This window comes from Pseudomonas sp. PAMC 29040 (genome assembly GCF_003994535.1).
In the GTDB taxonomy this organism is placed as follows: domain Bacteria; phylum Pseudomonadota; class Gammaproteobacteria; order Pseudomonadales; family Pseudomonadaceae; genus Aquipseudomonas; species Aquipseudomonas paraversuta.
In genome coordinates, this window is record NZ_RZAA01000004.1 from 112,431 (window position 1) to 138,182 (window position 25,752).

Genomic DNA, 25,752 nt, shown 5'->3' on the forward strand with positions numbered 1-25,752 from the left:
CGCGAAAGGTTGGCTGATTAGGATCCGGAAACGGACAGTTACAACTGTCATCGCGTTACGCCCTGAAAAACGCCTCGAAGCGTTTTCGCCAATAAGAACAATAATGGAGCACCCTGCATGCTGACTCTTCAGCCCAAGGCCCGCCGCCTTTCTGTTTCCCCCCTGTTGGCTCGACACTCCCGCTCCCTTGCGAAAGACTTTTTGTCGCCTCCCTGTTTTGCGCAATAAAGCTGATGCACGGCGCCAGCCCGGCACGGGCGTTTCCCGCCGCCACCGGCTTTCAGCGAACAATTGCTGCCCCCTAAAAACAAAAACTCCTTTGGAGACACCATGAATCTATCACTGCGCACCGTAGCTCTTGCCGCCGGCTGCATGCTCTTCGCCGGCCAACTGCTGGCAGAACCGAAACGCCCGGAATGCATCGCCCCGGCCTCGCCTGGCGGTGGTTTCGACCTCACGTGCAAGCTGGCCCAAAGTGCACTGGTTAACGAAAAACTGCTCAGCAAGCCGATGCGCGTGACCTACATGCCCGGCGGAGTGGGCGCCGTTGCCTACAACGCCGTGGTCGCCCAGCGTCCCGCCGATGCCGGCACCCTGGTGGCCTGGTCCAGCGGTTCATTGCTGAACCTGGCGCAAGGCAAGTTCGGTCGCTTCGATGAAAATTCCGTGCGCTGGCTCGCCGCCGTGGGTACCAGCTATGGGGCGATTGCGGTGAAAAATGATTCGCCCTACAAGAACCTCGATGATCTGGTTCAGGCACTGAAGAAAGATCCAGGCAAAGTGGTCATCGGCTCCGGCGGAACCGTGGGCAGCCAGGACTGGATGCAAACAGCCTTGATCGCCAAGGCGGCAGGAATCAATCCGCGGGACTTGCGCTACGTTGCCCTTGAGGGTGGCGGTGAAATCGCAACCGCGCTGCTGGGTGGTCACATTCAGGTAGGCAGTACCGATATTTCCGACTCCATGCCGCACATCCAGAGCGGTGATATGCGCCTGCTCGCCGTGTTCGCCAATGAACGTCTGGATGAGCCCGAAATGAAAAACATCCCGACCGCCAAAGAACAGGGCTACGACATCGTCTGGCCTGTGGTTCGCGGTTTTTACCTGGGTCCAAAAGTCAGCGATGAAGACTACGCGTGGTGGAAAGACGCGTTCGACAAGCTGCTGGCTTCCGAAGAATTCGCCAAGCTGCGTGATCAGCGCGAGCTCTTCCCCTTCGCCATGACCGGGCCGGAGCTGGACACCTATGTGAAAAAACAGGTGGCTGACTACAAAACCCTGGCCCAGGAATTCGGCCTCATCCAGTAACCGCCGCTGACCGCTGGCTGTGCCCCTGAATACCGGGGCACATCCCAGGAGTGAACCATGCTCATACAACGAATTTTTGCCTCGGTCCTGCTCGTCGTCTGCGCCGGTCTGGCGATCATGGCCTGGCCGTATCAGGCTGCTTTTTCCTACGAGCCCGTAGGTCCTCGCGCCTTCCCCTTGCTCATGCTCGCCTTGATGGCACTGGGTCTGATCTACATGATTTTTCGCCCCTCACCTGTGGTGCATAGCGAAGAAGACCCGCAGCTGGATCGCCAGACGCTGACCAAGATCGGACTGTGTGTCCTGCTGTTACTTGTCTTCGCCGGCACCTTCGAATCCCTGGGTTTTATCCTCAGCAGCGCGCTGGTCGGCATCCCGATGGCACGTTTGTATGGCGGCCGCTGGTTGCCCGGCATCCTGATCATCAGCTTGATGAGCGTCGGCCTTTATCTGCTGTTCGATAAAGCCATGGACGTACCGCTGCCGCTTGGCCTGCTCGACGTTCTGGAGAACTGATATGGATACTTTTGGCTATTTGGGCCAGGGCTTTGGCGTCGCGCTCACGCCCTACAACCTGATCACCGCACTGTGCGGCACCCTGATCGGCACCGTGGTCGGATTGCTCCCCGGCCTTGGCCCCATCAACGGGGTGGCACTGCTGATTCCCATTGCCTTCGCCCTGGGACTGCCTCCCGAATCCGCGCTGATCCTGCTGGCTGCCGTGTACCTGGGCTGTGAGTACGGCGGGCGTATCAGCTCGATCCTGCTGAATATCCCCGGTGAAGCGTCCACCGTAATGACCACCCTCGACGGCTACCCGATGGCCCGCAAAGGCCTGGCAGGCGTGGCGCTTTCACTGTCCGCCTGGAGCTCTTTCATTGGTGCCTTTATTGCCACCTGCGGCATGGTGCTGTTCGCCCCGCTGCTGGCCAAATGGGCGATAGCCTTCGGTCCGGCGGAATATTTCGTACTCATGGTATTCGCCATCGTCTGCCTGGGCGGCATGGCCGGCGATCGTCCACTCAAGACATTTATCGCCGCCTTGATCGGTCTGTTCCTGTCGACGGTGGGGATTGATGCCAACAGCGGGGTTTACCGTTTTACAGGGGACAACATCCACCTGACTGACGGCATCCAGTTTGTGGTGCTGGTACTGGGCCTGTTTTCCATCAGCGAAATCCTGTTGCTGCTGGAAAAAACCCATCGCGGGCAAGAAGCCGTGAAAGCCACCGGCCGCATGATGTTCAACTTCAAGGAAGCCTCTGCGGTATTCGTGGTGAATATCCGTTGCGGCCTGCTCGGATTCATCATGGGCGTCCTGCCGGGTGCAGGCGCAACCCTGGCCAGTGCCGTGGCCTACATGACGGAAAAACGTCTGGCGGGTACTTCGGGCAAATTCGGCGAGGGTGACATGCGCGGTCTGGCCGCTCCCGAGACTGCCATCGGTGCTTCGGCCTGCGGTGCCCTGGTACCGATGCTGACCCTGGGCGTACCGGGTTCGGGTACCACGGCTGTGATGATTGGCGCATTGTCGCTGTACAACATCACGCCCGGCCCGCTGCTGTTTCAACAACAGCCGGATATCGTCTGGGGCCTGATCGCTTCGTTGTTTATCGCCAACATCATGCTGGTGATCCTCAACATTCCGATGATTCGCATCTTCACCCGGATTCTTTCGGTGCCTAACTGGGCGCTGGTGCCGGTGATCGCGATTATTACCGCCATCGGCGTCTATGCCGTCCACGCCACCACCTTCGATCTGTTCCTGATGATCGGTATCGGCATCTTCGGCTATATCCTGCGCAAGCTCGATTTCCCGCTGTCGCCGGTACTGCTGGGTTTCATCCTCGGCGGACTGATGGAACAGAATTTGCGCCGCGCCCTGTCGATCTCCAACGGCGCGCTGGAAATTCTGTGGGCAAGCCCGATCACCCTGGGTGTTTGGGTACTGACCGCGATCATGCTGCTGATGCCTGTTCTGCGTATCTGGCGCAAGCGCAGTGCCAAACGCCGCGCCCTGGCCAATGCCTGAGCAAGGGTTCAAGCACTGGTGGGGAACGCCGCTGGTCGGTCTGGCCGGCGGTTTTCTCGCCAGCCTGATCGGCTGGCCACTGCCCTGGATGGTCGGCTCGTTGCTGGCGATCATTTTGGTCCGCTGCCTGACTCCGTGGCAGCTGGCCGAGATTCCGGGCGGACGTAAATGTGGGCAGTGGATTGTGGGCATCGGTATCGGCCTGCACTTCACCCCCCTGGTCATGGAGCAGGTGCTGGCGCATTTCGGCCTGATCTTTGTCGGCGCGCTGCTCACCAGCGTGTCGAGCGTGCTCGGGGTGTGGATCATGCGCCGCAGTGGAGAGGACCGCGCTACGGCGTTTTTCTCCAGCATGCCGGGCGGTTCGGGGGAGATGGTCAATCTCGGCGCACGCAATGGTGCCGTATTGAGCCGGGTCGCTGCCGGACAGAGCCTGAGGGTGCTGATGGTGGTGCTGTGCGTACCGGCCGCCTTCAAGTACTTGCTCGGCGAAGGCGCTCCGGCGCTGCATCCCGCATCAGTCAACCTCTACTGGTTAGCCCTGCTGTTTCCGGCCGGTGCGCTGATGGCCTGGCTCTGGCAACGCTTGCGCCAGCCCAACCCCTGGTTATTCGGACCGCTGCTGGTCAGCGCCAGCGTCAGTATTTATTGGAACTTGCACATAGGCCTGCCCGATGGCAGCAGCCAGGCGGGCCAATGGTTGATCGGCAGTGGACTGGGGTGTCATTTCAACCGGGCGTTTTTTCGCCGTGCCCCGTCCTTCATCGGCCGCACATTAACAGGTACGGCGCTGACGATGCTGATCGCCAGCCTGTGCGCACTCGGCCTGAGCAGCCTGACACAACTGGATCTGCGCTCCATGACCCTGGGAATGATGCCTGGCGGTATCGCAGAAATGAGCCTTACCGCAGAAACCCTGCAGTTGTCGGTACCTCTGGTCACCGCCCTGCAGGTGATGCGCTTGCTCTTCGTGCTGTTTTTGGCCGAACCCCTGTTTCGCTACTGGGTACGGCCTCGCCCGGACTAACGCCCTCAGGCCGGCGGCAGTTTCCAGTCGATCGGGGACAACCCGTTTTGCTCAAGAAACTTGTTGGTTCGACTGAAGTGACCGTTGCCGATAAACCCCCGATAGGCGGAAAGCGGCGAAGGATGTACCGAGGTCAGCACCAGATGCTTGGTGGCATCGATCAGTTTCTGTTTGCTTTGCGCATGGGCGCCCCACAACAAAAACACCAGTTTGGGCTGTTGCTCACTCACCACCTGGATAATCCGGTCGGTGAAGTGCTCCCAGCCTTTTTTGGCGTGGGACGCGGCATTGGCGCGCTCCACTGTCATGGTGGTGTTGAGCAGCAACACCCCCTGCTCTGCCCAATGCTGCAAGCAGCCATGGGTGGCGATATCGATATTCAGATCGCGCTTGAGCTCTTTATAAATATTGACCAGCGAAGGCGGCACGGGAATGCCGGGCTGGACCGAAAAACACAGGCCATGGGCCTGACCGGGACCGTGATAGGGATCCTGTCCCAGAATCACCACTTTGATCTTGTCCAGCGGGGTCAGGTTGAGGGCATTGAAAATAAGCGGGCCCGGCGGATAGATTTCCTTCCCGGCGGCATGCTCCTGGCGCAGGAACTCGCGCAGCTGGGCCATATAAGGTTTTTCGAACTCCTCGCGCAAAGCCTGCTTCCAGACCGGTTCAAGTTTTATACGATCATCCGACGTCATGACTACATCCTGAAAAACAATGGAGCGGACACTAGAAAAGCCCGTCTCCATTGTCAATTCATCAATGCATCTGCCGGGCATTCTCTACCTGTCCCACCCCCGGCCCTGGCCACCGCCACCATAACCGTGGCCATTACCGTAGCCATATCCATGACCCGACGGATAAGCAGGTCCATGGTTATAGTGCGGCGCCCCCTGGTAAAAGCGTGGCGGCGCAGCATAGTAGCCACGGGAATGACCGTAGTAAGGGCCGTAATAACCATAGCCATAAGGCGCTGGCGCTACATAAACCTCAGAGCGATAGCCGCCGTAGCCCGGGTAATAGGGCACACAGGCAGACAAGGCCAGAGCAAGCACAACAAGGCTGAGCAGACGACGGTACATGGCGGCCTCCTGGACCGCTGATGGGCACACCCGGCGGCGCCGGGGGCAGTAAATGGCGATGCCATCCACACCTTTTAAGACCACGAAAAACAGTTTCGGTGCCGCGGATCAAATAATTCTGACCGGCGTGGCGGGCGGCATATCACTGCGCCTGCTTCCCTTCGAAGGGCATACAATAGCCGGGTCAATCACCGGACCCCAGCCATGACCACGCCTGATCTCTGCCCTGCCTGCGGGGCGCGCAACGACTGCTCGATGGCCAGCGCCAATACCGCGGAACAACCCTGCTGGTGCTACAGCGTCAGTATCGACCCGCAGGTGCTGCAAGCCTTGCCACTCGCCCAGCAAGACCTGGCCTGCCTGTGTCCCCGCTGCGCGCAGGTGCAAAACCAATTGCCGCCCGCGCAACCGGAACGCCTCGGGTAAGATGCCTGCCTCTATTTTTTGTGATCGAGCGTCATGCGCGTAGACCGTTTTCTGAGCAACTTGCCCCAGTTCAGCCGCCAACAGGTCCGCCTGCTCCTGATCGAAAAACGGATACGGGTCGATGGCCGCATCGTCTGCGATCCACACCATGAAATACGGGCTTTCAGTCGCATTGAATGTGATGACGTGCTGCTGCAGGCTGGCAAACCTGCGCGGTATTTCATGCTGCATAAACCCCCCGGTTGCGTCAGCGCCACCCAGGACCCGGAACATCCGACAGTCCTCGATCTGCTGGATGAACCGGACAAGCAGGAACTGCATATTGCTGGCCGGCTGGACTTCAATACCAGCGGGTTGATGCTGATTACCAATGACGGGCAATGGTCACGCCGTCTGACCCAGCCACAGACCAAACTGCCCAAGGTGTATTACGTTGAGACAGAACAAGTCATAGGCCAGGAGTATGTCTCCAGGTTCAATGAAGGGGTCTATTTCGCCTATGAAGACCTGACCACACAACCCGCCGGGCTCGAACTGCTGGGCCCTTGCAGTGCACGCCTGAGTATCGTTGAAGGACGCTACCATCAGGTCAAACGCATGTTTGGCTACTTCAACAACAAGGTTGTTCACCTGCACCGGGAGAGCATCGGGCCATTGCTGCTCGACAGCCAGCTCGCCCCCGGCCAGTACCGGCCCCTGAGCCCCCAGGAGGTCGATCTGTTCTGACCCCGTGTCCGCATGACTGTCATATAGCCGGTGCATCCTCGGTCTTGCCGACACTCGGTTCACTGGAGTCTGACGCCATGCTCAAGCCCGAAATCAAAGTGCTCGATGTTCAAGGTCAATATCGAATTCACACCGAGTTCTATCGCTCGGATACTGCCGAAAACACCATTATTCTGGTCAACGGTTCCATGGCCACCACCGCCTCGTTTGCCCAGACCGTGAAGAATCTGCACCCGCATCTGAACGTCGTGCTCTACGACCAGCCCTATGCCGGCAAATCGAAACCGCACAACCAGCATCAGAAAATGCTGACCAAGGAACTTGAAGCGCAAATGCTTCTGGAGTTGATCGAGCATTTTTCGGCGAATTACCTGATGTCGTTTTCGTGGGGCGGAACTGCCGCGCTGACAGCCCTGGCGTGCACACCACGGCGCATCGAGAAGGCCGTGATCAGTTCATTTTCACCCCTCATCAACGGGCCCATGCGCGACTACCTGGAGCGTGGCCGGCGCTGCCTTGCTGACTGCAACCGCACACAAGTGGGCAACCTGGTCAACGATACCCTGGGCAAGCATTTACCCTCGCTGTTCAAGCGCTTCAACTTTAAACACGTCAGCAGCCTGGCCGAGCACGAGTACGCACAAATGCATTTTCACATCGAACAGGTGCTGACCTGTGACCAGCCGTGCTTGCTTGATACGGCCAGCGGTATCGAGATCCCGGTGCTGTTCATCAATGGCGCATGGGATGAGTACACCTCGGCCAGCGACGCGCAACACTTTGTCCAATCGATTGAGAACAGTCAGTTTGTTCGCCTGGAAAACACCGGGCACTTTCTGGATATGGAGCACAAATCAGCGAGCCATATCAGCAAGGCCGCCATGCTCGGTTTTCTGCAGCCGGCACACGCTGAGCATCTGGCAGCGAGCCGCTGATGCAGTGCCAAGGGTAAGAGAGGGAATGAATGCGCTTGAAATTTACAATTTCAGGAATAAAAACTTCTCATCAAGGCCGACTTCTGGTACAAAGTCAGCCGCTCTGAGCGGGTATAGTTTAGTGGCAAAACGAAAGCTTCCCAAGCTTTAGTTGAGGGTTCGATTCCCTCTACCCGCTCCACTTTTGCTTCCATGCAAACGCAGCAAACTCCCCCCCGAACATCTGAAACCAAAACGCTGTTGTGCTCATCAGAGCAACACCTTCCCTGCAAGCTCACCCCGTCAGCCTGACGCGGCAGTTTCGCGAGCCTGGTTCATGGCCGGCAGCAAGCCACGACGCACTTGCTGCACAGCACATTGAAGATTTAAACCCTGACATTTCTCACTGGTGCCGAAGGCCGCTGGCTGGTTTCCCACTGCGCAGCCAGGCCCACCACCACATCGGATTCAGGCAACATCCCGCACCCGCGAACCAGATCTGCGGCCCGCTCGGCAAGCATGATGGTCGGGGCGTTGAGGTTGCCGTTGGGTTCGGTTGGAAAGACCGATGAATCGATTACCCGCAGCCCCTCAATCCCGCGTACCCGTAGTTGTGAGTCCACCACTGCCATGTCGTCTTCACCCATACGACACGAGCCGCACGGATGGTAGGTGCTTTCAAGGTTCTCACGTACGAACTGGTCAATCTCGGCATCAGTGTTCACATTCGGACCCGGAGCGATTTCGCTCTCACGGAAGCGGTCCATCGCCGGTTGGCCGATGATTTCCCGGGTCAGCCGCACACAGCGACGGAACCCCTCGCGGTCCTCTTCACGCTGCAAATAGTTGAAGATAATTTCGGGATGCTCGTAAGGGTCAGCCGAGCGAATTCGAACATGGCCACGGCTCTTGGGTTTGTTCGGCCCTGTGAGCACCATGAAGCCGTGCCCCTTGATCGGCTTTTTACCGTCATAACGCATGGCCGCCGGCAAAAAATGAAACTGAATGTCCGGCCAGCGCAACCCTTGCCCCGAGCGAATGAAACCGCCGGCTTCAAAGTGGTTGGTTGCACCCAGCCCATCCTTGCAGACCAGCCAGCGCAAACCGATCATCAACTTGCTCAGCGGGTCCATTTTACTGTTCAGGGTCACCGGCTCTTTGCAGGCGTACTGAATGTAGATTTCCGAGTGGTCCTGCAAGTTTTCGCCGACCCCGGGCAGATCATGCCTGACCACCACCCCGGCCTTGTTCAGTACCGCAGCCGGACCGATACCCGAGCGTTGCAACAGGTGCGGCGAACCGATGGGCCCCGCCGAGATCAGTACTTCCCGGGAGCAGCGCACGGTATGGGTCTGGCCGCCGTGGTCGTAGCTCACCCCCACTGCACGCTTGCCGTCGAGCACGATCTGGCGCGTCATCGCCCGGGTGATCACCGTCAGGTTGGGACGCTCCATGGCCGGGCGCAAATAAGCGTTGGCCGTGGAGCATCGAACCCCGTCCTTGACCGTCATATGCATGGCACCAAAGCCTTCCTGCATATAACCGTTGCAGTCGTCGGTCTTGATGTAACCCGCCTCTTCACCGGCATCGACCCACGCCCCGTACAGCGGGTTCTTCATTTTGTTGCCACTGCTGGTATGCAACGGGCCGCTGCCGCCGCGATAAGCATCACCGCCGGCATCACAGCTCTCGGCACGCTTGAAATACGGCAGGCAATTACGGTAGCCCCAGCCTTCGGCACCCAGGGACTCCCATTCATCAAAGTCATAGGCATGCCCGCGGATATAGACCAGTCCGTTGATGGAGGATGAGCCCCCCAGCACCTTGCCGCGCGGACAGTGAATGCGACGTCCGTCGAGGTAAGGCTCCGGCTCGGTTTCGTAGCGCCAGTTGTAGCGGGTGGTGTTCATGGGCATCGAAAAAGCGCTCGGCATCTGAATCATCACGCTGCGATCACTGCCGCCGAACTCCAGGACCAGCACCTCTACGTCCGCATCTTCGGTCAGACGGTTGGCCAGCACGCACCCGGCAGAGCCCGCGCCAATGATGATGTAGTCATATTTTTTATTGTTCATGGTTATCTCCAAATACTCGTTTCACTGACCAGCGGCACAAGTGGTACCGGCATCGGCATGACCGCCGCCCCTGGGTCCCCGGTGCTGTAATGCGGATGCGTCTGTTCGATGTCCTGAATGACCCGCTCTTCATGATTGAGATCAATCGAGCGGCTGAGCCAGAAGTACGTCAGGCCGGACACGATCAGCCCGACCAGCCAGGCAACGTCGATATTGCCCAGGGCTTTGGCCAGCGGGCCGACAAACACTTCTTTCTGGGCCACGCCATCGAAGATGTAGAAAAACGGGATCATTGCGACGAAACCAATGGCATACGACGCAAGGCCGCGCAGGCCCCAGCTGCCGTAAAGACTGTCGCGGGCCATGAAGAAATGCGGGATGGCGTAGCGTCCCTTGCGCACAAAGAAGTAGTCCGTCAGGTTCACCGCAGTCCAGGGCACCAGGAAATACAGCATCACCACCAGGTAGATGCCCAATACCGAAAGGCCCTTGTCAGAGTCCTGCAGACCCAGCGATACACCCAGCTGCAGCAGGATCACGAAAATGATTGCCAGCACCCGTGCCTTGCGCGTCGGTTCGATATGCCTGATGGAGTCGACGCAGGTCAGGGTGGTCAGCTTCGCGCTGTAGATGTTCATGGCCATGACCGGCAGAAACACCAGGATGGTGACGCCGACCACCACGATGCCCATCACGGACGAGACGGTATTGCCCACTTGCGACAGGGCCACCAGGACGTTGGTGGCATGCAGGTGGTCGGCCAGCCAGGCGCCCACCGCAATCATCCAGGCACCCGACAGCGAGGCACCGAGAAACACCACGGCAATCAACTTGCCGCTATGGGTATTCTTCGGCAGGTAACGCGAATAATCGGACACATACGGCGCATAGGCGATGTTGTAACTGGCCGCCGCGGCAAACTGGGTGATAAAGCCGGTCCAGTTAAAACCCAGGGGCGGTGCCTCGACCTCGCCGATAGCGAGCAGTGGCAGCGGCGTGTCGGGCACCCAATGCATCAGCACCGCCAGTGTCACCAGCCCGTACAGGGGAATTGACAGAAACAGGGCCCATTTAAAACTGCGATGCATCCAGTCATGCCCCAGGATTGCCAGGACTGTCGCCGGCACCGTCACCACCAGCGCAACCGTCAGCGGATCAAAACCGAACAGTTCCTTGAGGCCCTGCATCATCAACACCAGGTTGACGATATTGAAACCGGCGAACACAAACAGCGTCGCCAGCAGCGCCAGAATCACCCCGCGATAGCCGAACTGGGCCCGCGACTGGATCATCTGCGGCAACCCCAGGTGCGGCCCTTGGGAACCGTGGAAGGCCATGAACAAGGTGCCAAACATGATGCCCAGCGTTCCGGCCAGAATCGTCCATAGGGCGCTCAAGCCAACACTGGGCCCTACAAAGCCGATGGTCATGGTGAAAAAGGTGAAGTTGCCGAGAAACCAGAAAGGTCCCTGGCTGGAAAGTTTGTCGGTGCGCTCATTTTCGGGAATGAAATCGATTGAGTGCCCTTCAACAGCCGATGAGGGTGGTGTGTGCATGATGTACTCGCAGAAGTAGTGAAGATCATGACCCGATAACTGCCCTGCCCCGGGGCGAGCTGTCGCCCTTTATCAGGGTTGTGACAGCCGCCCGGTGCACAGGAGTGTCAATCGACACTCAGGGCAGCGTTATCCACACGGCTTTGGTTTCCAGCAGGTGATCGAGCTGTTCAGCCCCCAGATCCTTGCCAAAACCGGACTGCTTGTAGCCACCAAACGGCATCGAAGGATCGATGGTGCCGTGGCCGTTGACATAGACCATCCCGGCCCGCAGGCGCGGGATCAGGCTGTGCACCCGGCCCAGGTCGTTGGAGTACAGGGCTGCAGCCAGGCCATAGGAAGAGTCGTTGGCCAGCGCCAGCGCTTGCTCATCATCATCGAACGCAGCCGTGACCAGCACGGGGCCGAAAATCTCTTCCTGGACGATCTGCATGTCGTTGCGACAATGGGCAAAGATCGTCGGCTCCACGAAGTAGCCCGGCCCGTCGACCGGCTGGCCGCCGTATACCAGCTCGGCCCCCTCACGCTTGCCGAGGGCGATGTAGTCCAGTACCCGTTGCTTCTGCTGTTGCGATACCAGCGGGCTGATAAAGCAGTCCGGGTCCAGCCCGGGGGACATTTTCAGTGCGCGGGTACAGGCGATCAGTTCACGCAAAAAGCTGTCGTAAATGCTGCGATGGACGTAGGCCCGGGTGCCGGCGTCGCACACCTGGCCCGAGTTGAAGAACACCCCGTTGGCAATCGCTTGCGCCGCGGCAGGCACGTCGGCGTCCGCGAGAACGATTACCGGGGATTTCCCCCCCAGCTCCAGGGTCAGGCGCTTCATGTCGCCCAGCGCCGCCTGGCCGACGGTGCGTCCGACCGGCGTCGAACCGGTGAAGGTCAGTTTGTCGATGCCCGGATGCGTCGCCATCGCGGCACCCACCACACTTCCCCGTCCGGTGACAATATTGATCACACCATCCGGGATGCCCGCTTCCTGCACCAGCTCAGCGAAGCGCAGGGCCGACAGCGAAGTCAATTCAGCCGGTTTGACCACTATGGTGCAGCCGGCTGCCAGTGCCGCGCCGAGTTTCCAGGCCATGGTTTGCAGAGGGAAGTTCCACGGCACGATAGCGCCCACCACCCCGATCGGCTCTTTACGGGTGTAGGCCAGATAATTACCGGGCAGCGACGGTTCAACGGTACGGCCGTGGATTTTCGTGGCCCAGCCTGCAAAGTAACGCAGGGTATCCACTGTGCCTTGCACATCCACGGCCCGTGCCGCGACCACCGACTTGCCCATGTCGATCGACTCGATTTCAGCCAACTCATCGCCATGGAGCTCAATCAGTTCTGCCAGCCGATGCAGCATCCGCTCACGTTCCAGCGGTTTGACCTGACGCCACGGGCCACCGTCAAACTGGGCCCGGGCGGCTTGCACGGCGCGGTCCAGATCGGCCGCGGTGCCCATGGGAACACGGGTCAGAAAGCCCCCGGTAGAGGGCTCGATGACATCCGAGGTTTGTTTGTCGCTGGCCTCGACCCATTCACCACCAATAAACATCTTCTGCTGTTTGCCGAGAAAAGCCTGGGTGGCTTCGCTCAAGCCGAATTTCTGCAAGTACTGCTTGACCGTCGTGTCCATTATTATTCTCTCGGGCCGGGCGTCAGACATCGCGCCAGGCCTCCTGGGTTCAAGACTCAATCCGGGGCTGCACGCAAGCCCCCGGCACTGGTGTTTCAGAGTGCGCGGGCCTTGGCCCGTTCGTGGTAGATAAAACCGATGCTGTTGAGCAGCAGTTGCGCGGCAAGAATCGACGTCACGCCCGCCGGGTCATACACCGGAGCGACCTCCACCAGGTCCATGCCGATGATGTTGCCTTTGCTGCGCTTGGCCAGCGCCTGAATAATCTCCAGCACCTCGTAGTACAGAAAGCCGCCATGGCTCGGCGTGCCTGTGCCCGGGGCGATCGAAGGGTCGAAACCGTCAATGTCGATGGTGATGTAGTACTTGACCCCCTGAGGGATCAGCTCCAGAACGCCCTCGGTACCCAGGCGACGGACATCGCGCACCGAGAGGATTTTTGAGCCGGCAGAGTGGGCCGCTTCATAGTCATCGCGGTTGGAGGACGAAACGTTGCGGATGCCCATCTGGGTCATGCCGACGATATGGTTCATTTCTGAAGCGCGGCGCAGCGGGTTGCCGTGGCCGTAGCGAACCCCATGGCGCTCATCAACAAAATCCAGATGCGCATCAAAGTGCACGATATGAATTGGCCCTTTGCCTTCGAAGGCCTTGATGACCGGAGCGTGAACCGAGTGGTCGCCGCCCAGGACCACAGGCATAGCGCCTGACTCGAGAATCTTGCGGACCGCAAACTCGATATTGTCATTACTCGCTTTCATATCGGTGTGGACGATATCCGCATCCCCCACATCGACCATGCGCACGTCCTGGGAGGTAAGGTACATCACGTCATCTTCGTGATCGTAGGCACCGGCATGACCGAAAGAAAACAGGGTCGATGCCTCGCGAATCCCGCGCGGCCCAAAACGGGCGCCCGAACGCCACTGTGTACCCATGTCATTGGGTGCGCCGAGGATGGCGACATCGGCATCCAGGGTTTCCCAATCAGTACAGACCGGGGATTTACCGAACGTGCAATGCCCTACAAACGGAAGGTTCAAACGGCCGGACTCATATCCATTGCTAGACATATCGATCTATCTCCAATTCTTGTTATTGCCATGGGGGCGCACTGGTAAGTGCCTGGCGCTGGAGTGACTATGAGCGCAGCTTTTCATAGAAAAAATGCTAATCATCCGATACATATATCGGCAGATCCGATGCATCGATAGGGAGAGGACCGGTTGAATCAGCTACATACCGTGGACCTGAAGCTGCTCAGAGTATTCGCCGAAATCGTCAAATGCGGCGGCTTCTCTGCGGCTCAAGCAGCGCTGAATATCGGCCAGTCGACCATCAGCGAACAGATGACCCATCTGGAAACCCGTCTTGGGGTCAAGCTCTGTCAGCGCGGGCGCAGCGGCTTTCGCCTTACAGAACAGGGCGTGGCGATTTTCGAATCTACCCGGCGGCTGCTGGCCGCCGTAGATGACTTCTGCCTGGATGCCGATGTGCTCAAGCAGAAGATCACCGGCAAGCTGAACCTGGGCATCATTGACTCAACCATTACCGACCCCGATTCTCCCCTGCCGAAAACCACCCAGCGCTTCGTTTCCAGAGGCCACGATGTTCACCTCAATGTGTATGTCGGGACCCCTGCCGAACTCGAAGAACGGGTGCTGGACAACCGCCTGCATCTGGCCATCGGGCACTTCCCGAATCACGTCTCGGGGCTGGACTATTTACCCCTGTACCAGGAGGCCCTCGGACTGTATTGCGGGCGGCGCCATCCCTTGCACGGCAGTACCGCAGAGAATGCCGAACTGCTTGAAGAGATCAGCGAGAGTCGAATCGTAGCCCGGGGCTTCATGCAGCAGCACGACCTGGACCGACTGGGTGTGAGCAAGGCCGCCGCCACCGTAGACAACATCGAGGCGCTGGCGATCCTGATCATCTCCGGTGCTTATCTGGGGTTTCTGCCCATCCACTTTGCCGCTCAGTGGGTCAATACCGGTGAGATGCAACAATTGGCCCCGATGAGCCTGCACTTGAAGTCGCCGTTCGATGTCATCACCCGACGCGGCGTTGCCCCGTCACCGATTTTGCGGGTATTCCTTGAGGACCTGGCGGCCACCGCACGGCAAGAGGTCCAGCCTTGAACACAGTGTCGCCGACACCTCGCACACTCTTGTGCAGACGGGTTTTGCTGCGCCGGTCCGTGCAACATAATGGCGCCCCTCAGTGCCTGAGGGCGCAATAAGAACAATAGAGGCAAACAGACCATGAAATCCCCCGGCGGTCGGCTCCTGACCGGCCTCACGCTGGACCGCACCAGCTCAACCCCCCTGTACCGTCAGCTGTACTTGCAGATTCGCCAGCAAATCCTCGCCGGCCGGCTGCAAGGAGGCACCCGCCTGCCCTCCACCCGGACCCTGTGCAAAGAACAGGGGCTGTCACGGATTACCATCCTCAATGCCTTCGACCTGCTGATCGCTGAAAGTTTTCTGGTCTCACGCCCCGGTGCCGGTACCTATGTCTGCGCGGAATGGGAGAACCGCGAAGCCGCCCCTGACGAGCCGCCCAGACCGCCGCGCCTGTCACACTTGAGCCAATCTGTGCTGTCCATGCGCAGCGACCATTTCAACGGCGTCTCCTACCAGGCTTGGGAGCCGGACTGCCCGACATCTTTCCTGCCCAGTCAGGTCGCGTTCGATGCCTTTCCGCTGCACGTCTGGAAGCGCCTGATGAACCGGCACCTGTGCCAGCCGACCAAAGCCATATTGGGTTACGGCGAAGTAAAGGGTTTGCTGCAACTGCGCGAAGCGATTGCCGAGTATGTCTATGACGCTCGCGGTATCGAGTGCGATGCCGGCCAGGTGGTGATCGTCTCGGGTGCCCAGCAGGCGTTCAACCTGCTGGGCATGTTGCTGCTCGATCCGCAGGACAGTATCTGGATGGAAGACCCCGGTCATATCTCGGCGCGCATTGCCCTGCAGGCCCAGGGTTGCCGGGTGGTGCCATTGCGTATCGACGACCAGGGAATCGATCTGCAACAAGGCCTTCAAGAATGCCCTGAGGCTCGTCTTGCGTTCACCACGCCGTCACGCCAGCACCCGCTGGGCATTACCATGAGCTACGGCCGGCGCCAGGAATTGATCGAGTGGGCAAATCGTGGCCATCGCTGGATCATCGAGGACGACTGCGACAGCGAATTCACCTATTGCGCAAAGCCACTGCCCGCTCTTTACGCCATGGACCAGTGGTCCCGTGTCATCTACGTCGGCACCTTCAGCAAGGTGCTCTACCCTTCCTTGCGCCTGGGCTACGTGATACTGCCCCAGGCACTGGTGGAGCCCTTCTGTGCCATGCGCGCGGTCATGGACCGCAGCCCGTCGACCCAGCTGCAAGCGGTCACGGCCGACTTCATCCGCGAAGGTCATTTCCTTGGCCATATCCGGCGTATGCGCGCTCTTTACCAGTCGCGCCAGGACTGCCTGATACAGGCACTGAAACAGCGTCTGGGCAATTTCATGGACGTGAAGCCGGTCAATGTCGGCATGCATGTCATTGCCTGGCTTGACCCCGGACTGGATGACGCGGTCATCGCCAAGGAGCTGGCCCGACACCAGATCCATACCTATGCCTTGAGCGACTACTGCGTGAAACGTTACTTGCCGCCCGGACTGCTTATCGGCTTTGCCGGAACCCCGATCGAACAGGCCACGGAAAAAGTCGAGGCGCTGGCTCAGGCGCTGCTGAAGATGGGCCACGCTCTGTGAGCAGGCAGGCCCCGGTGAAACAGAGGCTGAAAGTGGTCATAAGAATTAAAAAATAATGGCTCTATTGGTAGAACCACTCTGGTGCGATAAAGGCCTTACCGACCGATTCGGTGCCTGTACCAGGAATAATTCTAATGAACTGTATTCAAGCACGCTTCAACTCCCTGCTAAGCCACAACAGCCGCAGCGACTGCCCGCCTCCACTGTTGACTGCGCAACTGGCCAGCAAGCTTATCGATCGCCTGGAGCGCATGCGTCTGTTCGCCCATGCCTATCCCTTGCTGACCAACCTGACCCACGGTCGGGTCAAGCCCGCTGAACTGCTGGACTTCGCCTGGCGCCATGAGTTGCAAGGCCTGAGCCTGCATCTGCTGGATGGCGAGGCCAACAGCCTGAGTAACATGAACCCGCAGCAGCTTCAGGAGTTTTCCCATAAGGCAGCAGCGCTGGGCCTGGACATACATCTGGAGATCAGCAGCACCCGCAAAGAAGACGTGGATCAGGTTATCGCCATCGCCAAGGCTATCGGCACTCGCAACATCCGGGTCTATGCGCGTTATGAAGGTCATCTGTCACGGGTAATGGCACTGATCGAGGAGGATCTGCGCTATCTGGCGCAACAGGCAGACCTGCACGATCTGTTCTTCGACTTTGAGCAGCATGAAGAGTTGAAAAGCCATGAAATCGCCCAGTTGCTCAGCCGCCTGGATCACCCCCGCCTGCATGCGTTGTTCGACTTCGGCAATATGATCAATGCCTGCGAGCAACCCTTGACGGCCCTGAAACAGTTGTCTGCGCACATCCGCCAGGTGCACATGAAAGGGGTACGCGTGGTGCCCGAGAAAAATGGTTTCGGCCATTACGGGGTGCTGCAAGGGGGGGCCGAAGATCACCTGCCAAGTGCGCGCATGATGTTCGAGCTGCTGATGCTCGGCGAGCAGGAGCCGCAGGTTATCGCCTTTATTCTTGAGCAGGAAAATCACTACGCCGCCCCCGCCTTCCGCCAGTCGGATGAGACACAAGACCCTTTCATCGAGTACCGGCAAATGAGTGAAACGGCACTGCCGCCGGGGTTTTGCGCCGAACGCATGATGGCTGCAGAGCACCAGTGGGCGAACAACCAGATTCGCTATGTGCGCGGCCTGCTCGGTGAGCTGAAGGTTCTGGCACAACTGACACTGGCGGATACGCCGGTCTGTGCCTGACCCCGCACCACACTCGCCAAAACGTCACGTTACTTTCTGTGGAAAACAAAAATGACCGCACAGACAAAAGCCAAATGGCTGCGTTTCCTCGTCCTCATTCTTGGCGGCGGAACCATCTATAAACTCGCCAGCCTGAAAGATGCCTTTTACGTTCCCATCCAGCAATACATGGGGCTGAGCCATACTCAACTGGGCACGTTACTGAGTGCCAACGCTATCATCGCCACAGCGTTATTCGTGGTCGGCGGTTATCTGGCGGACCGCTTTGCCACACGTAAACTGATTCCCCTGGGGTTGATCGGGACAGGCAGTCTGGGACTTTACCTGGCCACCTTTCCCGGCTTCGACAAGATGCTGATCGTGTTCTGCCTGCTGGCAGTCTGCGCTGACTGTATCTATTGGCCTGCCCTGCTCAAGGCTGTGCGCAATCTTGGCGAGGAAGGCGAACAAGGCCGCATGTTCGGTTTTCTGGAGGGTGGCAGGGGCATCGTCGATACTCTCGTGGCGTTTTCAGCCCTGGGGGTGTTCGTTGCCATGGGCTCGGGCGAAGCAGGCCTGAAATCGGCCATCGTCTTCTATTCTCTGGTCGATATCTTTGCCGGGATCATCACCTGGTTCCTGCTGCGAGACAGCAAGACAGCCCCCGCCCCCAAGAAAGAGGACAGCCTGTCGGGTATGTCCGGATTGCTTGAAGCCATTCGGATTCCGGGGATCTGGCTGGTCAGCTTCAACGTGTTCATGGTCTATATCGTCTACTGCGGCCTGACCTATTTCATTCCCTACTTAAAGGATATCTACGAATTGCCCGTAGCACTGGTCGGTGCCTACGGGATCATCAACCAATACTTCCTCAAGATTCTGGGCGGGCCGGCGGGCGGCTTCATGGCAGACAAGTATTTCAAGAGCCCGTCGCGCTATCTGAAATGGGCGTTCCTGGCCCTGATTCCCGCCATGGCCGCGGTGTTGCTGGTGCCCAAAGGCGAACACTTCATTTATATCGGCATGGCCGCCACCCTCTCGTTCGCGCTGATTGTTTTCACCATGCGCGGCGTGTTCTGGGCTCCCATGAGCGAGGTGGGGATTCCTCAGCGCATCACCGGCTCGGCCTTCGGAATTGCCTGTCTGATCGGCTATGCGCCCGGCATGTTTGCCTACGTGATTTACGGTTCGATCCTGGACCACTTCCCGGGCCAGCAAGGCTACAACTATGTGTTCAGCCTGATGAGCCTGTTTGCCGTCATTGGCTTCATGGTTTGCAGCCTCTTGTACCGTGTAGTGCGCAAGGAAACAGCCGGCGCCCCTGACAGCGAGCCGGTCCGGGCCTGAGTATTCAACCAGGGCGAAGGTGAGTCACTTGCCTTCGCCTGCGGTTGTCGACCACTGCGGTGCTATCAATAGCGGCGGCCTTGCCAACTGCCGCCTCAGCGGATACTTGCCAGCAACCCTGGCAAGGCATGCATCAGGGCGCTGATGGCAAAACCGATGAACATCACACCACACAGCCGGGTAATCAGTCGTTCATGGCGTTGATACAGCGCCCGCACGTGCCCGGCGCCAACAATGCCAATCAGAATTACATAAGCTGCCGCGCCCCCCAAAAAGCTCAACACAATCAGCCACGGCAGCATTGACCAGGTCAGCAGTTCGGCACGACTGGACAGCAGCGCAGTGAAGGTGGCCACCGCAACGGGGTAGGCCTTGGGGTTGGTCAGGCCAAACAGAATGCCGTGGGCAAAAGGCTGGCGCGCAGGGCCTTGCCGGGCCTCGTTGCCAGGCTGGGCGCGCACTGCACGCAGCCCCAGCCAGAACAGATAAAGACCGCTGAGCAAGCCCAGAATGTTGAATGCGGTACTGCCAAACTCCCGCGCCCCGACAATGGCAATCAGGGCAGTGCTGCACCAGATCACGTCACCCAGCAAATGCCCGCATAGAAATCCGGCCCCGGCACGTCGACCGCGGGCGGCGCCAATCCCGAAAACCGCCAGCACCCCGGGTCCCGGGGTGATGCCATAAATAAAGCCAGAAGCCAGTACCGCCAGTAACAACGAAAGTGTCATGCAAAACGCTCCAGAAAAATCGTGCCTCAGGCTGTCCATTGGCCCGCGAGGTGGCAAGATTCTGCACGTTCGGCAGCGCTCTGTAACCGAATGCCCGGGAAAAATTTGCATAGGGCTCAACAAAACCCTCAACGCGGGTTTTGCCGGCTAGTGGCGGCGCCCCAGAACGTTGACCACCAGACGGTCAACCCAGCCCCAGATTCGCTGTTTGACCCGTCGCCATAGAGGACGTGACTGCCAGGCTTGCAGGCTGATGGGCATGCTCTGGGCGAAGTCGGTGACAAAACTGGCGGCCACTGCCTGAGTCAGCACCGGGTCCAGCGCCTCCAGATTGGCTTCAAGGTTAAAGCGCAAATTCCAGTGGTCGAAGTTGCACGAGCCAATACTCACCCAATCGTCGATCAGGACCATTTTCAGATGTAAAAAGCACGGCTGGTATTCAAATATCTGCACCCCGGATTTGAGTAGCCGCGGGTAGTAACGATGCCCGGCATAGCGTACTGACGGATGATCGGTACGCGGCCCGGTCAGCAACAAGCGCACATCGACGCCCCTGTTCGCCGCACGACGCAGCGAGCGACGAACGCTCCAGGTGGGCAAAAAATAGGGGGTGGCAAGCCAGATGCGATGTTGCGCACTGTTAATCCCACGCACCAGCGATTGCAGAATATCGCGATGCTGGTGGGCATCGGCATAAGCCACGCGCCCCATACCTTCACCTTCATCGGGGACCCGCGGCAAACGCGGCAAACCGAAGTGCGTTGCAGGTTTCCAGGCCTTACGGCTGATATTGGCGCGCCACTGGCGATCAAACAGCATCTGCCAGTCCTGCACCAACGGCCCCTGGATGGCGACCATGACTTCATGCCAGTCGCAGGTGTTTTGGCCGGGCTGCCAAAACTCATCGGTCACCCCGGTGCCACCGACCACGGCCAATTGATGATCCACCAGCAATAGCTTGCGATGATCGCGATACAGGTTGTTCAGGCCCCGGCGCCAGCTCAACCGGTTGTAAAACCTGAGCTCGACCCCCGCATCGGTCAGTCTGCGCCGCAAGCCCGGGGTAAACGCCAGACTGCCGTATCCGTCAAACAGACAACGTACCCGCACTTCGCGCCGGGCCGCCTGTTCCAGGGCCTGGACTATGGCTTCGGCACAGTCGCCGGCCTCCACCAGATACAGTTCCAGATCGACATGTACCTGCGCCTGGTCGATAGCCGCCAGCATGCGAGGGAAAAATTGCGGGCCGTCGATCAGCAACTCGAATTGATTGGCGCTGCGCCATGGAAACACTGCGCCAGCCATATCAGCGGGCCGTGAAAATCAGCACCGCACCCACCGGTACTGAAAAACTGATGGCCGACAAGCCGGCCATTTTCCGCAGGGTTTCGAGCTGGGGTTGCAAGCCAAAGTCTTCGGCCTGCAGCATCAGCGGTTCAAGTGTCACCACTTGAAAACGCCGCTCATCAAGACGGGTGGCCAAGAGTTCGGCTTCGTAGGTGTGCTGCTTGCCACGCAGGCTTACCGTGACCGGCAAGTGCAGCTCCAGTTGCGCACCATTGGCCAGGTCATTGATGGGCTGCAGATCGATCTGCGCGGTGATTTGCGCTTCCGGGAAGTTTTTGAAATCGAACAACAGGTCGCGCATGCGCTCATCGCGCAACGGCACCGCACTGTTGACCGAGTCCATTTCGATCCGCAATTGCGCGCGGCCTTTAGGATCGACCTTGCCGTGCAGCACTAAAAAACGATGCAGGTCGGCGACATTGGCATTTTGCGTGGTGATAAATGAAAGCCTTGAGGACTCACCGTCCAGGTACCAGTTGGCCTGGGCAGACAGGCTCACGCCGAGGGTCAGGCACAGGGCGCAGGCAGAAGATAAAAACGCTTTGAACATAAAAACTCATAGGCAGATAAACGTGGGCGAACATTACCCCGAGTCCGGGTACTTGCAAGTGCTGTGGCGGAAAATTTTCATACAGCCTTAGGACGCTTATCCGATCCTACAGTTCCTCCAGTAAAGCACTCCCATAGAGCCTGTCATACAAGCATCACCCAAACGTCACGGTGATGACATTGCACCTGCCTAGCCTGAAGTTGCACCCCTCAGTCGATTGGCAGAAAACCAAGGCAGGCACCATGCCTGCACGGAGATTCGCAATGTCCCAGCTCGTCCGTATCCGCGACACGGTTCAAGAACGACGCCTGAAGGCAGAACGTCTGATCGGCCCCGGCGCCTTGCGTGAAGCTCAAGCCCTGCGCTTTCGCGTATTTGGCGGCGAGCTGAAGGCAAAACTCAAGAGTGCCGAACACGAACTGGATGAGGATGATTACGACGCCCATTGCGAGCATATCGGCGTTCGTGACCTCAATAGCGGCCAACTGGTAGCCACCACCCGCCTGCTCGATCATTGTGCGGCGCTGAACATCGGCCATTTTTACAGCGAAGAAGAATTCAGCCTTCACGGGCTGGCGCACCTGCAGGGCTCAGTGCTGGAGATCGGCAGAACCTGTGTCGACCCGGCCTACCGCAATGGCGGCACCATCGCTGTGCTCTGGGGTGAATTGGCCGAGGTCCTCAATCAGGGCGATTACCACTACCTGATGGGGTGCGCGAGCATTCCGATGCAAGACGGCGGCGTCCAGGCCCAGGCGATCATGCAGCGTCTGCGTGAACGCTACCTGAGCACCGTGCACTTGCGTGCAGTGCCTAAAAAACCGCTGCCGGCCCTGGATATTCCAGCCAACGTCATCACCGAAATGCCGCCACTGCTCAAGGCCTACATGCGCCTGGGTGCAAAGATCTGTGGCGAGCCGTGCTGGGATGAAGATTTTCAGGTCGCCGACGTCTTCATCCTGCTCAAGCGTGACGAGTTGTGCCCGCGATATGCCCGTCATTTCAAGGCGGCCGTGTAATGCAGCGCCTGCGCCAGTATGGCCGGGTAGTGCGGGTTCTCGCCGTGGTCAGTCTGGGCCTGGGCATGGCGAGTCTGTTCGGGCTGATGGAGCGCTTGCACCTGGACAGTACGATGGCCCGTCGACAGCGCTGGTCGCAATTTTTCATGACCCGCCTGTGTGCTGCCCTGCCCTTTCGCGTCATCCTGGTGGGCGAGGTGCCTGCAACGCCAATGCTGTGGGTCAGTAACCATGTGTCATGGACCGACATTGCCCTGCTCGGAAAACTGACGCCACTGTCTTTCCTGTCCAAGGCCGAGGTTCGCGGCTGGCCAGTGGCTGGCTGGCTGGCCGCCAAGGCAGGCAGCCTGTTCATTCGCCGGGGCGCGGGCGACAGCCAGCTGGTTCGCCAGCAAATGAGCCGGCATCTGCAACAACAACTGCCGCTGCTGATGTTTCCCGAAGGCACCACTACCGATGGACGCTCCGTACGCACGTTTCATGGGCGTTTGCTGTCGGCGGCCATTGAAAGTCGGGTGGCGCTGCAACCGGTTGCGATTCGTTACTTGCGCAATGGCGAGGTCGACCGGATAGCACCCTTCATTGGCAACGATGATTTGCTGTCCCATTTATTGCGTCTGTTCAGCCATGAACAGGCGGACGTCGAGATTCATCTGCTTGAGCCAATTGCCTGTGACCGGCAGGAACGTGCCGTGCTGGCCTATAGAGCCCAGGAGGCGATAAGCCGAGTGCTCAGTGGTGCGCCGCGTCACTGCAGGAGCGAGCCTGCCGGCGCTGGCATCTGCGTGCAGGACACTTGAACCCGTGCGACTAGGGCAACAGCGAGCGCTGTTGTCTGGCGTACGTCTGTAACTGCGGATAAAACGCCCGGAAATCCTCACTGAGGGGCTCATACAGCGCGTGCAGATCCGCCATCGCCCCGGCCAGTTCCTCTGGCCGCGAAAGACGTCGGGCAATGCCCCGGAACACTTGTTCCAGTACCGCGAAATCCCGATAGGAGCCAAGCCAGTCATCCGCCGCCATGTGCGGCGCGATGGCGGCAAGACGTTTGGGCAATTGCGGCTGCTTCACCAGCACCTGGTAGAAACCTGAGGTAAAGCGGTCCAGAGGACCTTCGGCATACTGCGCCCAGTCCCGGGCCAGGCAATGGTCGAAAAAAACGTCAAGCACTATGCCGGCATAGCGCCGGCGGGTCTGGCTGAATCGCGACAGCGATTGATCGACCAGGGGATGCGCATCGGTAAATACATCAATGCTTCGATGCAGCTGGATCGCAGATTCGATTTGAGGGCTGTATACGCCTTGCAGGCGTCCTTTTACAAAGTCGCCATACAGGCTTCCGAGTAATTCGTCAGGGCGCTGGCCGCCAAGGTGCAGATGTGCGAGATAATTCATGCCGAGCAGTTTAACACTGCCACACCAATATCGTTATAACCCGATATACCGATTTATGCTGATTCAAGAAGCAAATCGTATTTGTATATCGCGATATAACGATTTAAAGTTCGCAACTTCGCGATATAACGCTGCATTTCAATGAGCACCACCACCATGCCGATCGACCTCGACGAAATAATAAAAGCGCTGGCACACCCAGTACGCCGAGAAATCATTTGCCTGCTTAAAAACCCGCAAGTGGAGTTCCCCGACCAGCATCACAGCACTGAACACGGCGTCTGCGCCGGACAGTTCGACCAACGTTTCGGCCTGTCGCAATCCACTGTCTCCGCCCATCTGGCCACCTTGCAACGCGCTGGTCTGATCAGCAGCCAGAAGGTTGGCCAGTGGCACTTTTTCAAACGCAATGAGGAAACCATCAAGGCTTTCCTCGCCGCAATCAACCAAGCGCTTTAACAAGGATTTCCAATGCCCCTCTCGCTACTCATTCTGGCGCTCAGCGCTTTCGCCATCGGGACCACCGAGTTCGTGATCATGGGGTTGCTGCCCGATGTCGCTGCGGACCTTGGTGTGTCGATCCCGGGCGCAGGCTGGCTCGTCACCGGTTATGCACTGGGTGTAGCTATCGGGGCGCCATTCATGGCGCTGGCAACTGCCAAATTGCCGCGCAAGGCAGCCCTGGTGGCGCTGATGGTGATATTTATCATCGGCAACCTGCTCTGCGCACTGGCCAGTGATTACAACGTGCTGATGTTTGCCCGTGTGGTAACCGCCCTGTGTCACGGCGCGTTCTTCGGTATCGGCTCGGTAGTGGCTGCAGGCCTGGTACCGGCCAACAAGCGCGCTTCGGCAGTGGCGCTGATGTTCACCGGTTTGACCTTGGCCAATGTGCTGGGCGTGCCCCTGGGTACCGCACTCGGTCAGGCGGCAGGATGGCGTTCGACGTTTTTCGCGGTGACCGTGATTGGCGTGGTGGCGTTGATTGGCCTGATCCGCTTCCTGCCTGCCAAGCGTGACGAAGAGAAACTCGACATGCGTGCCGAACTGGCCGCACTCAAGGGCGCTGGCATCTGGCTCTCTCTGAGCATGACGGCGCTGTTTTCCGCATCGATGTTCACTCTGTTCACCTATGTCGCGCCCTTGCTGGGCGATGTCACCGGCGTCTCGCCCAACGGTGTGACCTGGACCTTGTTGCTGATCGGCCTGGGCCTGACCGTGGGCAATATCATCGGCGGCAAGCTGGCAGACAAGCGTCTGGCCGCGACCTTGATCGGCGTGTTCATCTCGATGGCGGTTATTTCCACCGTTCTTAGCTGGACCAGTGTCGCGCTGATTCCGACCGAGATCACTTTGTTCCTCTGGGCCACCGCTTCGTTTGCCGCCGTGCCCGCACTACAAGTGAACGTCGTGACCTTCGGCAAGGCCGCCCCCAATCTGGTATCCACCCTGAACATCGGTGCTTTCAACATCGGCAACGCGCTGGGCGGCTGGGTTGGCGGCAGCGTGATTGCCCACGGCTTCGGCCTCACCAGCGTGCCACTGGCTGCCGCGGTTCTGGCGGTTCTGGCATTGCTGGTCACCCTGATTACTTTTCGCCAGAACGGCAATCCCGAACTGGCCACTGCCACACATTGATCCTTGA

The 25,752-nt window shown here is 58.9% G+C and carries 25 protein-coding genes and 1 tRNA gene; 16 read left to right on the forward strand and 10 right to left on the reverse strand.

From position 1 onward, the window contains the following. Window positions 1-330: 330 nt before the first annotated feature. From WG29040_RS08275 to WG29040_RS08290, 4 genes are read left to right on the forward strand one after another with little or no spacing between them, the layout of a single operon-like run. A complete protein-coding gene (locus WG29040_RS08275) occupies window positions 331-1,308 on the forward strand; it encodes a tripartite tricarboxylate transporter substrate binding protein (protein WP_127195993.1) in 978 nt (325 codons plus the stop codon). 57 nt (window positions 1,309-1,365) lie between these two features. After that, window positions 1,366-1,824, forward strand: coding sequence for a tripartite tricarboxylate transporter TctB family protein (locus WG29040_RS08280; RefSeq protein ID WP_127195994.1), 459 nt, complete (start codon window positions 1,366-1,368; stop codon window positions 1,822-1,824). A 1-nt stretch (window position 1,825) separates the two neighbouring features. Beyond that, window positions 1,826-3,340 (forward strand): tripartite tricarboxylate transporter permease, encoded by a 1,515-nt coding sequence (locus WG29040_RS08285; RefSeq protein ID WP_003440577.1) that lies wholly within the window; start codon window positions 1,826-1,828, stop codon window positions 3,338-3,340. Further along, window positions 3,333-4,367, forward strand: a complete 1,035-nt coding sequence (locus WG29040_RS08290) for an AbrB family transcriptional regulator (protein ID WP_003440574.1) — start codon at window positions 3,333-3,335, stop codon at window positions 4,365-4,367. Before WG29040_RS08285 ends, WG29040_RS08290 begins: the two co-directional genes overlap by 8 nt. Window positions 4,368-4,372: 5 nt before the next feature. Here WG29040_RS08290 and ung read toward each other — a convergent pair whose 3' ends face one another. Together ung and WG29040_RS08300 are read right to left on the reverse strand one after the other, a co-directional pair. Next, window positions 4,373-5,065 carry a uracil-DNA glycosylase gene (gene ung / locus WG29040_RS08295; RefSeq protein WP_003440570.1) on the reverse strand — a complete coding sequence of 231 codons (693 nt, stop codon included), beginning with the start codon at window positions 5,063-5,065 and terminating at the stop codon, window positions 4,373-4,375. An 84-nt stretch (window positions 5,066-5,149) separates the two neighbouring features. Continuing rightward, window positions 5,150-5,449, reverse strand: coding sequence for a hypothetical protein (locus tag WG29040_RS08300; RefSeq protein ID WP_127195995.1), 300 nt, complete (start codon window positions 5,447-5,449; stop codon window positions 5,150-5,152). A gap of 204 nt (window positions 5,450-5,653) precedes the next feature. Between WG29040_RS08300 and WG29040_RS08305 the strand changes: the two genes are divergently transcribed. The 4 genes from WG29040_RS08305 to WG29040_RS08320 all read left to right on the forward strand — a co-directional run bounded on the left by WG29040_RS08305 (window position 5,654) and on the right by WG29040_RS08320 (window position 7,717). Beyond that, window positions 5,654-5,875, forward strand: a complete 222-nt coding sequence (locus WG29040_RS08305) for a cysteine-rich CWC family protein (protein WP_010655945.1) — start codon at window positions 5,654-5,656, stop codon at window positions 5,873-5,875. Window positions 5,876-5,908: 33 nt separating this feature from the next. After that, a complete protein-coding gene (locus tag WG29040_RS08310; protein WP_127195996.1) occupies window positions 5,909-6,601 on the forward strand; it encodes a pseudouridine synthase in 693 nt (230 codons plus the stop codon). Window positions 6,602-6,678: 77 nt separating this feature from the next. Beyond that, window positions 6,679-7,536, forward strand: a complete 858-nt coding sequence (locus WG29040_RS08315; protein ID WP_127195997.1) for an alpha/beta fold hydrolase — start codon at window positions 6,679-6,681, stop codon at window positions 7,534-7,536. A gap of 107 nt (window positions 7,537-7,643) precedes the next feature. Further along, a tRNA-Gly gene (locus tag WG29040_RS08320) sits at window positions 7,644-7,717 on the forward strand. A gap of 184 nt (window positions 7,718-7,901) precedes the next feature. Here WG29040_RS08320 and betA read toward each other — a convergent pair. From betA to speB, 4 genes are all read right to left on the reverse strand, one after another. Beyond that, entirely contained in the window at window positions 7,902-9,590 is a 1,689-nt protein-coding gene (gene betA, locus WG29040_RS08325; RefSeq protein ID WP_003440560.1) for a choline dehydrogenase, read from the reverse strand. A 2-nt stretch (window positions 9,591-9,592) separates the two neighbouring features. Continuing rightward, entirely contained in the window at window positions 9,593-11,146 is a 1,554-nt protein-coding gene (locus tag WG29040_RS08330) for a cytosine permease (protein ID WP_003440557.1), read from the reverse strand. A gap of 118 nt (window positions 11,147-11,264) precedes the next feature. Further along, the gene (locus tag WG29040_RS08335) at window positions 11,265-12,773 is read right to left on the reverse strand and encodes an aldehyde dehydrogenase (protein WP_127195998.1); all 1,509 of its coding nucleotides are present in this window, start codon (window positions 12,771-12,773) and stop codon (window positions 11,265-11,267) included. 95 nt (window positions 12,774-12,868) lie between these two features. Continuing rightward, on the reverse strand, window positions 12,869-13,846 hold the full coding sequence (speB, locus tag WG29040_RS08340; RefSeq protein ID WP_127195999.1) for an agmatinase: 978 nt from the start codon (window positions 13,844-13,846) through the stop codon (window positions 12,869-12,871). Window positions 13,847-13,999: 153 nt separating this feature from the next. Between speB and WG29040_RS08345 the strand changes: the two genes are divergently transcribed. From WG29040_RS08345 to WG29040_RS08360, 4 genes are all read left to right on the forward strand, one after another. Then, window positions 14,000-14,914: a LysR family transcriptional regulator gene (locus WG29040_RS08345; RefSeq protein ID WP_003440549.1), complete on the forward strand. Its 915-nt coding sequence runs from the start codon at window positions 14,000-14,002 to the stop codon at window positions 14,912-14,914. A 123-nt stretch (window positions 14,915-15,037) separates the two neighbouring features. Next, window positions 15,038-16,534: a PLP-dependent aminotransferase family protein gene (locus WG29040_RS08350; protein ID WP_003440546.1), complete on the forward strand. Its 1,497-nt coding sequence runs from the start codon at window positions 15,038-15,040 to the stop codon at window positions 16,532-16,534. Between the two features lie 134 nt (window positions 16,535-16,668). After that, window positions 16,669-17,739: a sugar phosphate isomerase/epimerase gene (locus WG29040_RS08355; protein WP_127196000.1), complete on the forward strand. Its 1,071-nt coding sequence runs from the start codon at window positions 16,669-16,671 to the stop codon at window positions 17,737-17,739. 51 nt (window positions 17,740-17,790) lie between these two features. After that, window positions 17,791-19,065: an MFS transporter gene (locus WG29040_RS08360; RefSeq protein ID WP_127196001.1), complete on the forward strand. Its 1,275-nt coding sequence runs from the start codon at window positions 17,791-17,793 to the stop codon at window positions 19,063-19,065. A gap of 95 nt (window positions 19,066-19,160) precedes the next feature. Here WG29040_RS08360 and WG29040_RS08365 read toward each other — a convergent pair whose 3' ends face one another. The 3 genes from WG29040_RS08365 to WG29040_RS08375 form a co-directional block, all read right to left on the reverse strand. Next, window positions 19,161-19,796 (reverse strand): LysE family translocator, encoded by a 636-nt coding sequence (locus WG29040_RS08365; protein ID WP_127196002.1) that lies wholly within the window; start codon window positions 19,794-19,796, stop codon window positions 19,161-19,163. Window positions 19,797-19,943: 147 nt separating this feature from the next. Beyond that, on the reverse strand, window positions 19,944-21,101 hold the full coding sequence (locus WG29040_RS08370) for a phosphatidylserine/phosphatidylglycerophosphate/cardiolipin synthase family protein (protein ID WP_127196003.1): 1,158 nt from the start codon (window positions 21,099-21,101) through the stop codon (window positions 19,944-19,946). Between the two features lies 1 nt (window position 21,102). Further along, window positions 21,103-21,693: a YceI family protein gene (locus tag WG29040_RS08375; protein WP_003440535.1), complete on the reverse strand. Its 591-nt coding sequence runs from the start codon at window positions 21,691-21,693 to the stop codon at window positions 21,103-21,105. A gap of 263 nt (window positions 21,694-21,956) precedes the next feature. Here WG29040_RS08375 and olsB point away from each other — a divergent pair, with 263 nt between their 5' ends. After that, window positions 21,957-22,712 (forward strand): L-ornithine N(alpha)-acyltransferase, encoded by a 756-nt coding sequence (gene olsB, locus WG29040_RS08380; RefSeq protein WP_003440534.1) that lies wholly within the window; start codon window positions 21,957-21,959, stop codon window positions 22,710-22,712. After that, window positions 22,712-23,512, forward strand: coding sequence for a lysophospholipid acyltransferase family protein (locus tag WG29040_RS08385; protein ID WP_127196004.1), 801 nt, complete (start codon window positions 22,712-22,714; stop codon window positions 23,510-23,512). The genes olsB and WG29040_RS08385 overlap by 1 nt, the downstream gene beginning before the upstream one ends. Window positions 23,513-23,522: 10 nt before the next feature. On the opposite strand, the gene WG29040_RS08390 is transcribed toward WG29040_RS08385, so the two are convergent. Next, window positions 23,523-24,107, reverse strand: a complete 585-nt coding sequence (locus WG29040_RS08390; RefSeq protein WP_127196005.1) for an ACP phosphodiesterase — start codon at window positions 24,105-24,107, stop codon at window positions 23,523-23,525. A 156-nt stretch (window positions 24,108-24,263) separates the two neighbouring features. On the opposite strand from WG29040_RS08390, the gene WG29040_RS08395 reads away from it, so the two are divergent. Continuing rightward, window positions 24,264-24,566, forward strand: coding sequence for a helix-turn-helix transcriptional regulator (locus WG29040_RS08395; protein WP_127196085.1), 303 nt, complete (start codon window positions 24,264-24,266; stop codon window positions 24,564-24,566). A gap of 12 nt (window positions 24,567-24,578) precedes the next feature. Further along, the gene (locus WG29040_RS08400) at window positions 24,579-25,745 is read left to right on the forward strand and encodes an MFS transporter (protein ID WP_127196006.1); all 1,167 of its coding nucleotides are present in this window, start codon (window positions 24,579-24,581) and stop codon (window positions 25,743-25,745) included. Window positions 25,746-25,752 lie beyond the last annotated feature (7 nt).

Bases quoted from the DNA above. Each gene is read 5' to 3' on its own strand.
- WG29040_RS08275 (WP_127195993.1), top strand. From the start codon at position 331: ATGAATCTATCACTGCGCACCGTAGCTCTTGCCGCCGGCTGCATGCTC.
- WG29040_RS08280 (WP_127195994.1), top strand. From the start codon at position 1,366: ATGCTCATACAACGAATTTTTGCCTCGGTCCTGCTCGTCGTCTGCGCC.
- WG29040_RS08285 (WP_003440577.1), top strand. From the start codon at position 1,826: ATGGATACTTTTGGCTATTTGGGCCAGGGCTTTGGCGTCGCGCTCACG.
- WG29040_RS08290 (WP_003440574.1), top strand. From the start codon at position 3,333: ATGCCTGAGCAAGGGTTCAAGCACTGGTGGGGAACGCCGCTGGTCGGT.
- ung (WP_003440570.1), bottom strand. From the start codon at position 5,065: ATGACGTCGGATGATCGTATAAAACTTGAACCGGTCTGGAAGCAGGCT.
- WG29040_RS08300 (WP_127195995.1), bottom strand. From the start codon at position 5,449: ATGTACCGTCGTCTGCTCAGCCTTGTTGTGCTTGCTCTGGCCTTGTCT.
- WG29040_RS08305 (WP_010655945.1), top strand. From the start codon at position 5,654: ATGACCACGCCTGATCTCTGCCCTGCCTGCGGGGCGCGCAACGACTGC.
- WG29040_RS08310 (WP_127195996.1), top strand. From the start codon at position 5,909: ATGCGCGTAGACCGTTTTCTGAGCAACTTGCCCCAGTTCAGCCGCCAA.
- WG29040_RS08315 (WP_127195997.1), top strand. From the start codon at position 6,679: ATGCTCAAGCCCGAAATCAAAGTGCTCGATGTTCAAGGTCAATATCGA.
- betA (WP_003440560.1), bottom strand. From the start codon at position 9,590: ATGAACAATAAAAAATATGACTACATCATCATTGGCGCGGGCTCTGCC.
- WG29040_RS08330 (WP_003440557.1), bottom strand. From the start codon at position 11,146: ATGCACACACCACCCTCATCGGCTGTTGAAGGGCACTCAATCGATTTC.
- WG29040_RS08335 (WP_127195998.1), bottom strand. From the start codon at position 12,773: ATGGACACGACGGTCAAGCAGTACTTGCAGAAATTCGGCTTGAGCGAA.
- speB (WP_127195999.1), bottom strand. From the start codon at position 13,846: ATGTCTAGCAATGGATATGAGTCCGGCCGTTTGAACCTTCCGTTTGTA.
- WG29040_RS08350 (WP_003440546.1), top strand. From the start codon at position 15,038: ATGAAATCCCCCGGCGGTCGGCTCCTGACCGGCCTCACGCTGGACCGC.
- WG29040_RS08355 (WP_127196000.1), top strand. From the start codon at position 16,669: ATGAACTGTATTCAAGCACGCTTCAACTCCCTGCTAAGCCACAACAGC.
- WG29040_RS08360 (WP_127196001.1), top strand. From the start codon at position 17,791: ATGACCGCACAGACAAAAGCCAAATGGCTGCGTTTCCTCGTCCTCATT.
- WG29040_RS08365 (WP_127196002.1), bottom strand. From the start codon at position 19,796: ATGACACTTTCGTTGTTACTGGCGGTACTGGCTTCTGGCTTTATTTAT.
- WG29040_RS08370 (WP_127196003.1), bottom strand. From the start codon at position 21,101: ATGGCTGGCGCAGTGTTTCCATGGCGCAGCGCCAATCAATTCGAGTTG.
- WG29040_RS08375 (WP_003440535.1), bottom strand. From the start codon at position 21,693: ATGTTCAAAGCGTTTTTATCTTCTGCCTGCGCCCTGTGCCTGACCCTC.
- olsB (WP_003440534.1), top strand. From the start codon at position 21,957: ATGTCCCAGCTCGTCCGTATCCGCGACACGGTTCAAGAACGACGCCTG.
- WG29040_RS08385 (WP_127196004.1), top strand. From the start codon at position 22,712: ATGCAGCGCCTGCGCCAGTATGGCCGGGTAGTGCGGGTTCTCGCCGTG.
- WG29040_RS08390 (WP_127196005.1), bottom strand. From the start codon at position 24,107: ATGAATTATCTCGCACATCTGCACCTTGGCGGCCAGCGCCCTGACGAA.
- WG29040_RS08395 (WP_127196085.1), top strand. From the start codon at position 24,264: ATGCCGATCGACCTCGACGAAATAATAAAAGCGCTGGCACACCCAGTA.
- WG29040_RS08400 (WP_127196006.1), top strand. From the start codon at position 24,579: ATGCCCCTCTCGCTACTCATTCTGGCGCTCAGCGCTTTCGCCATCGGG.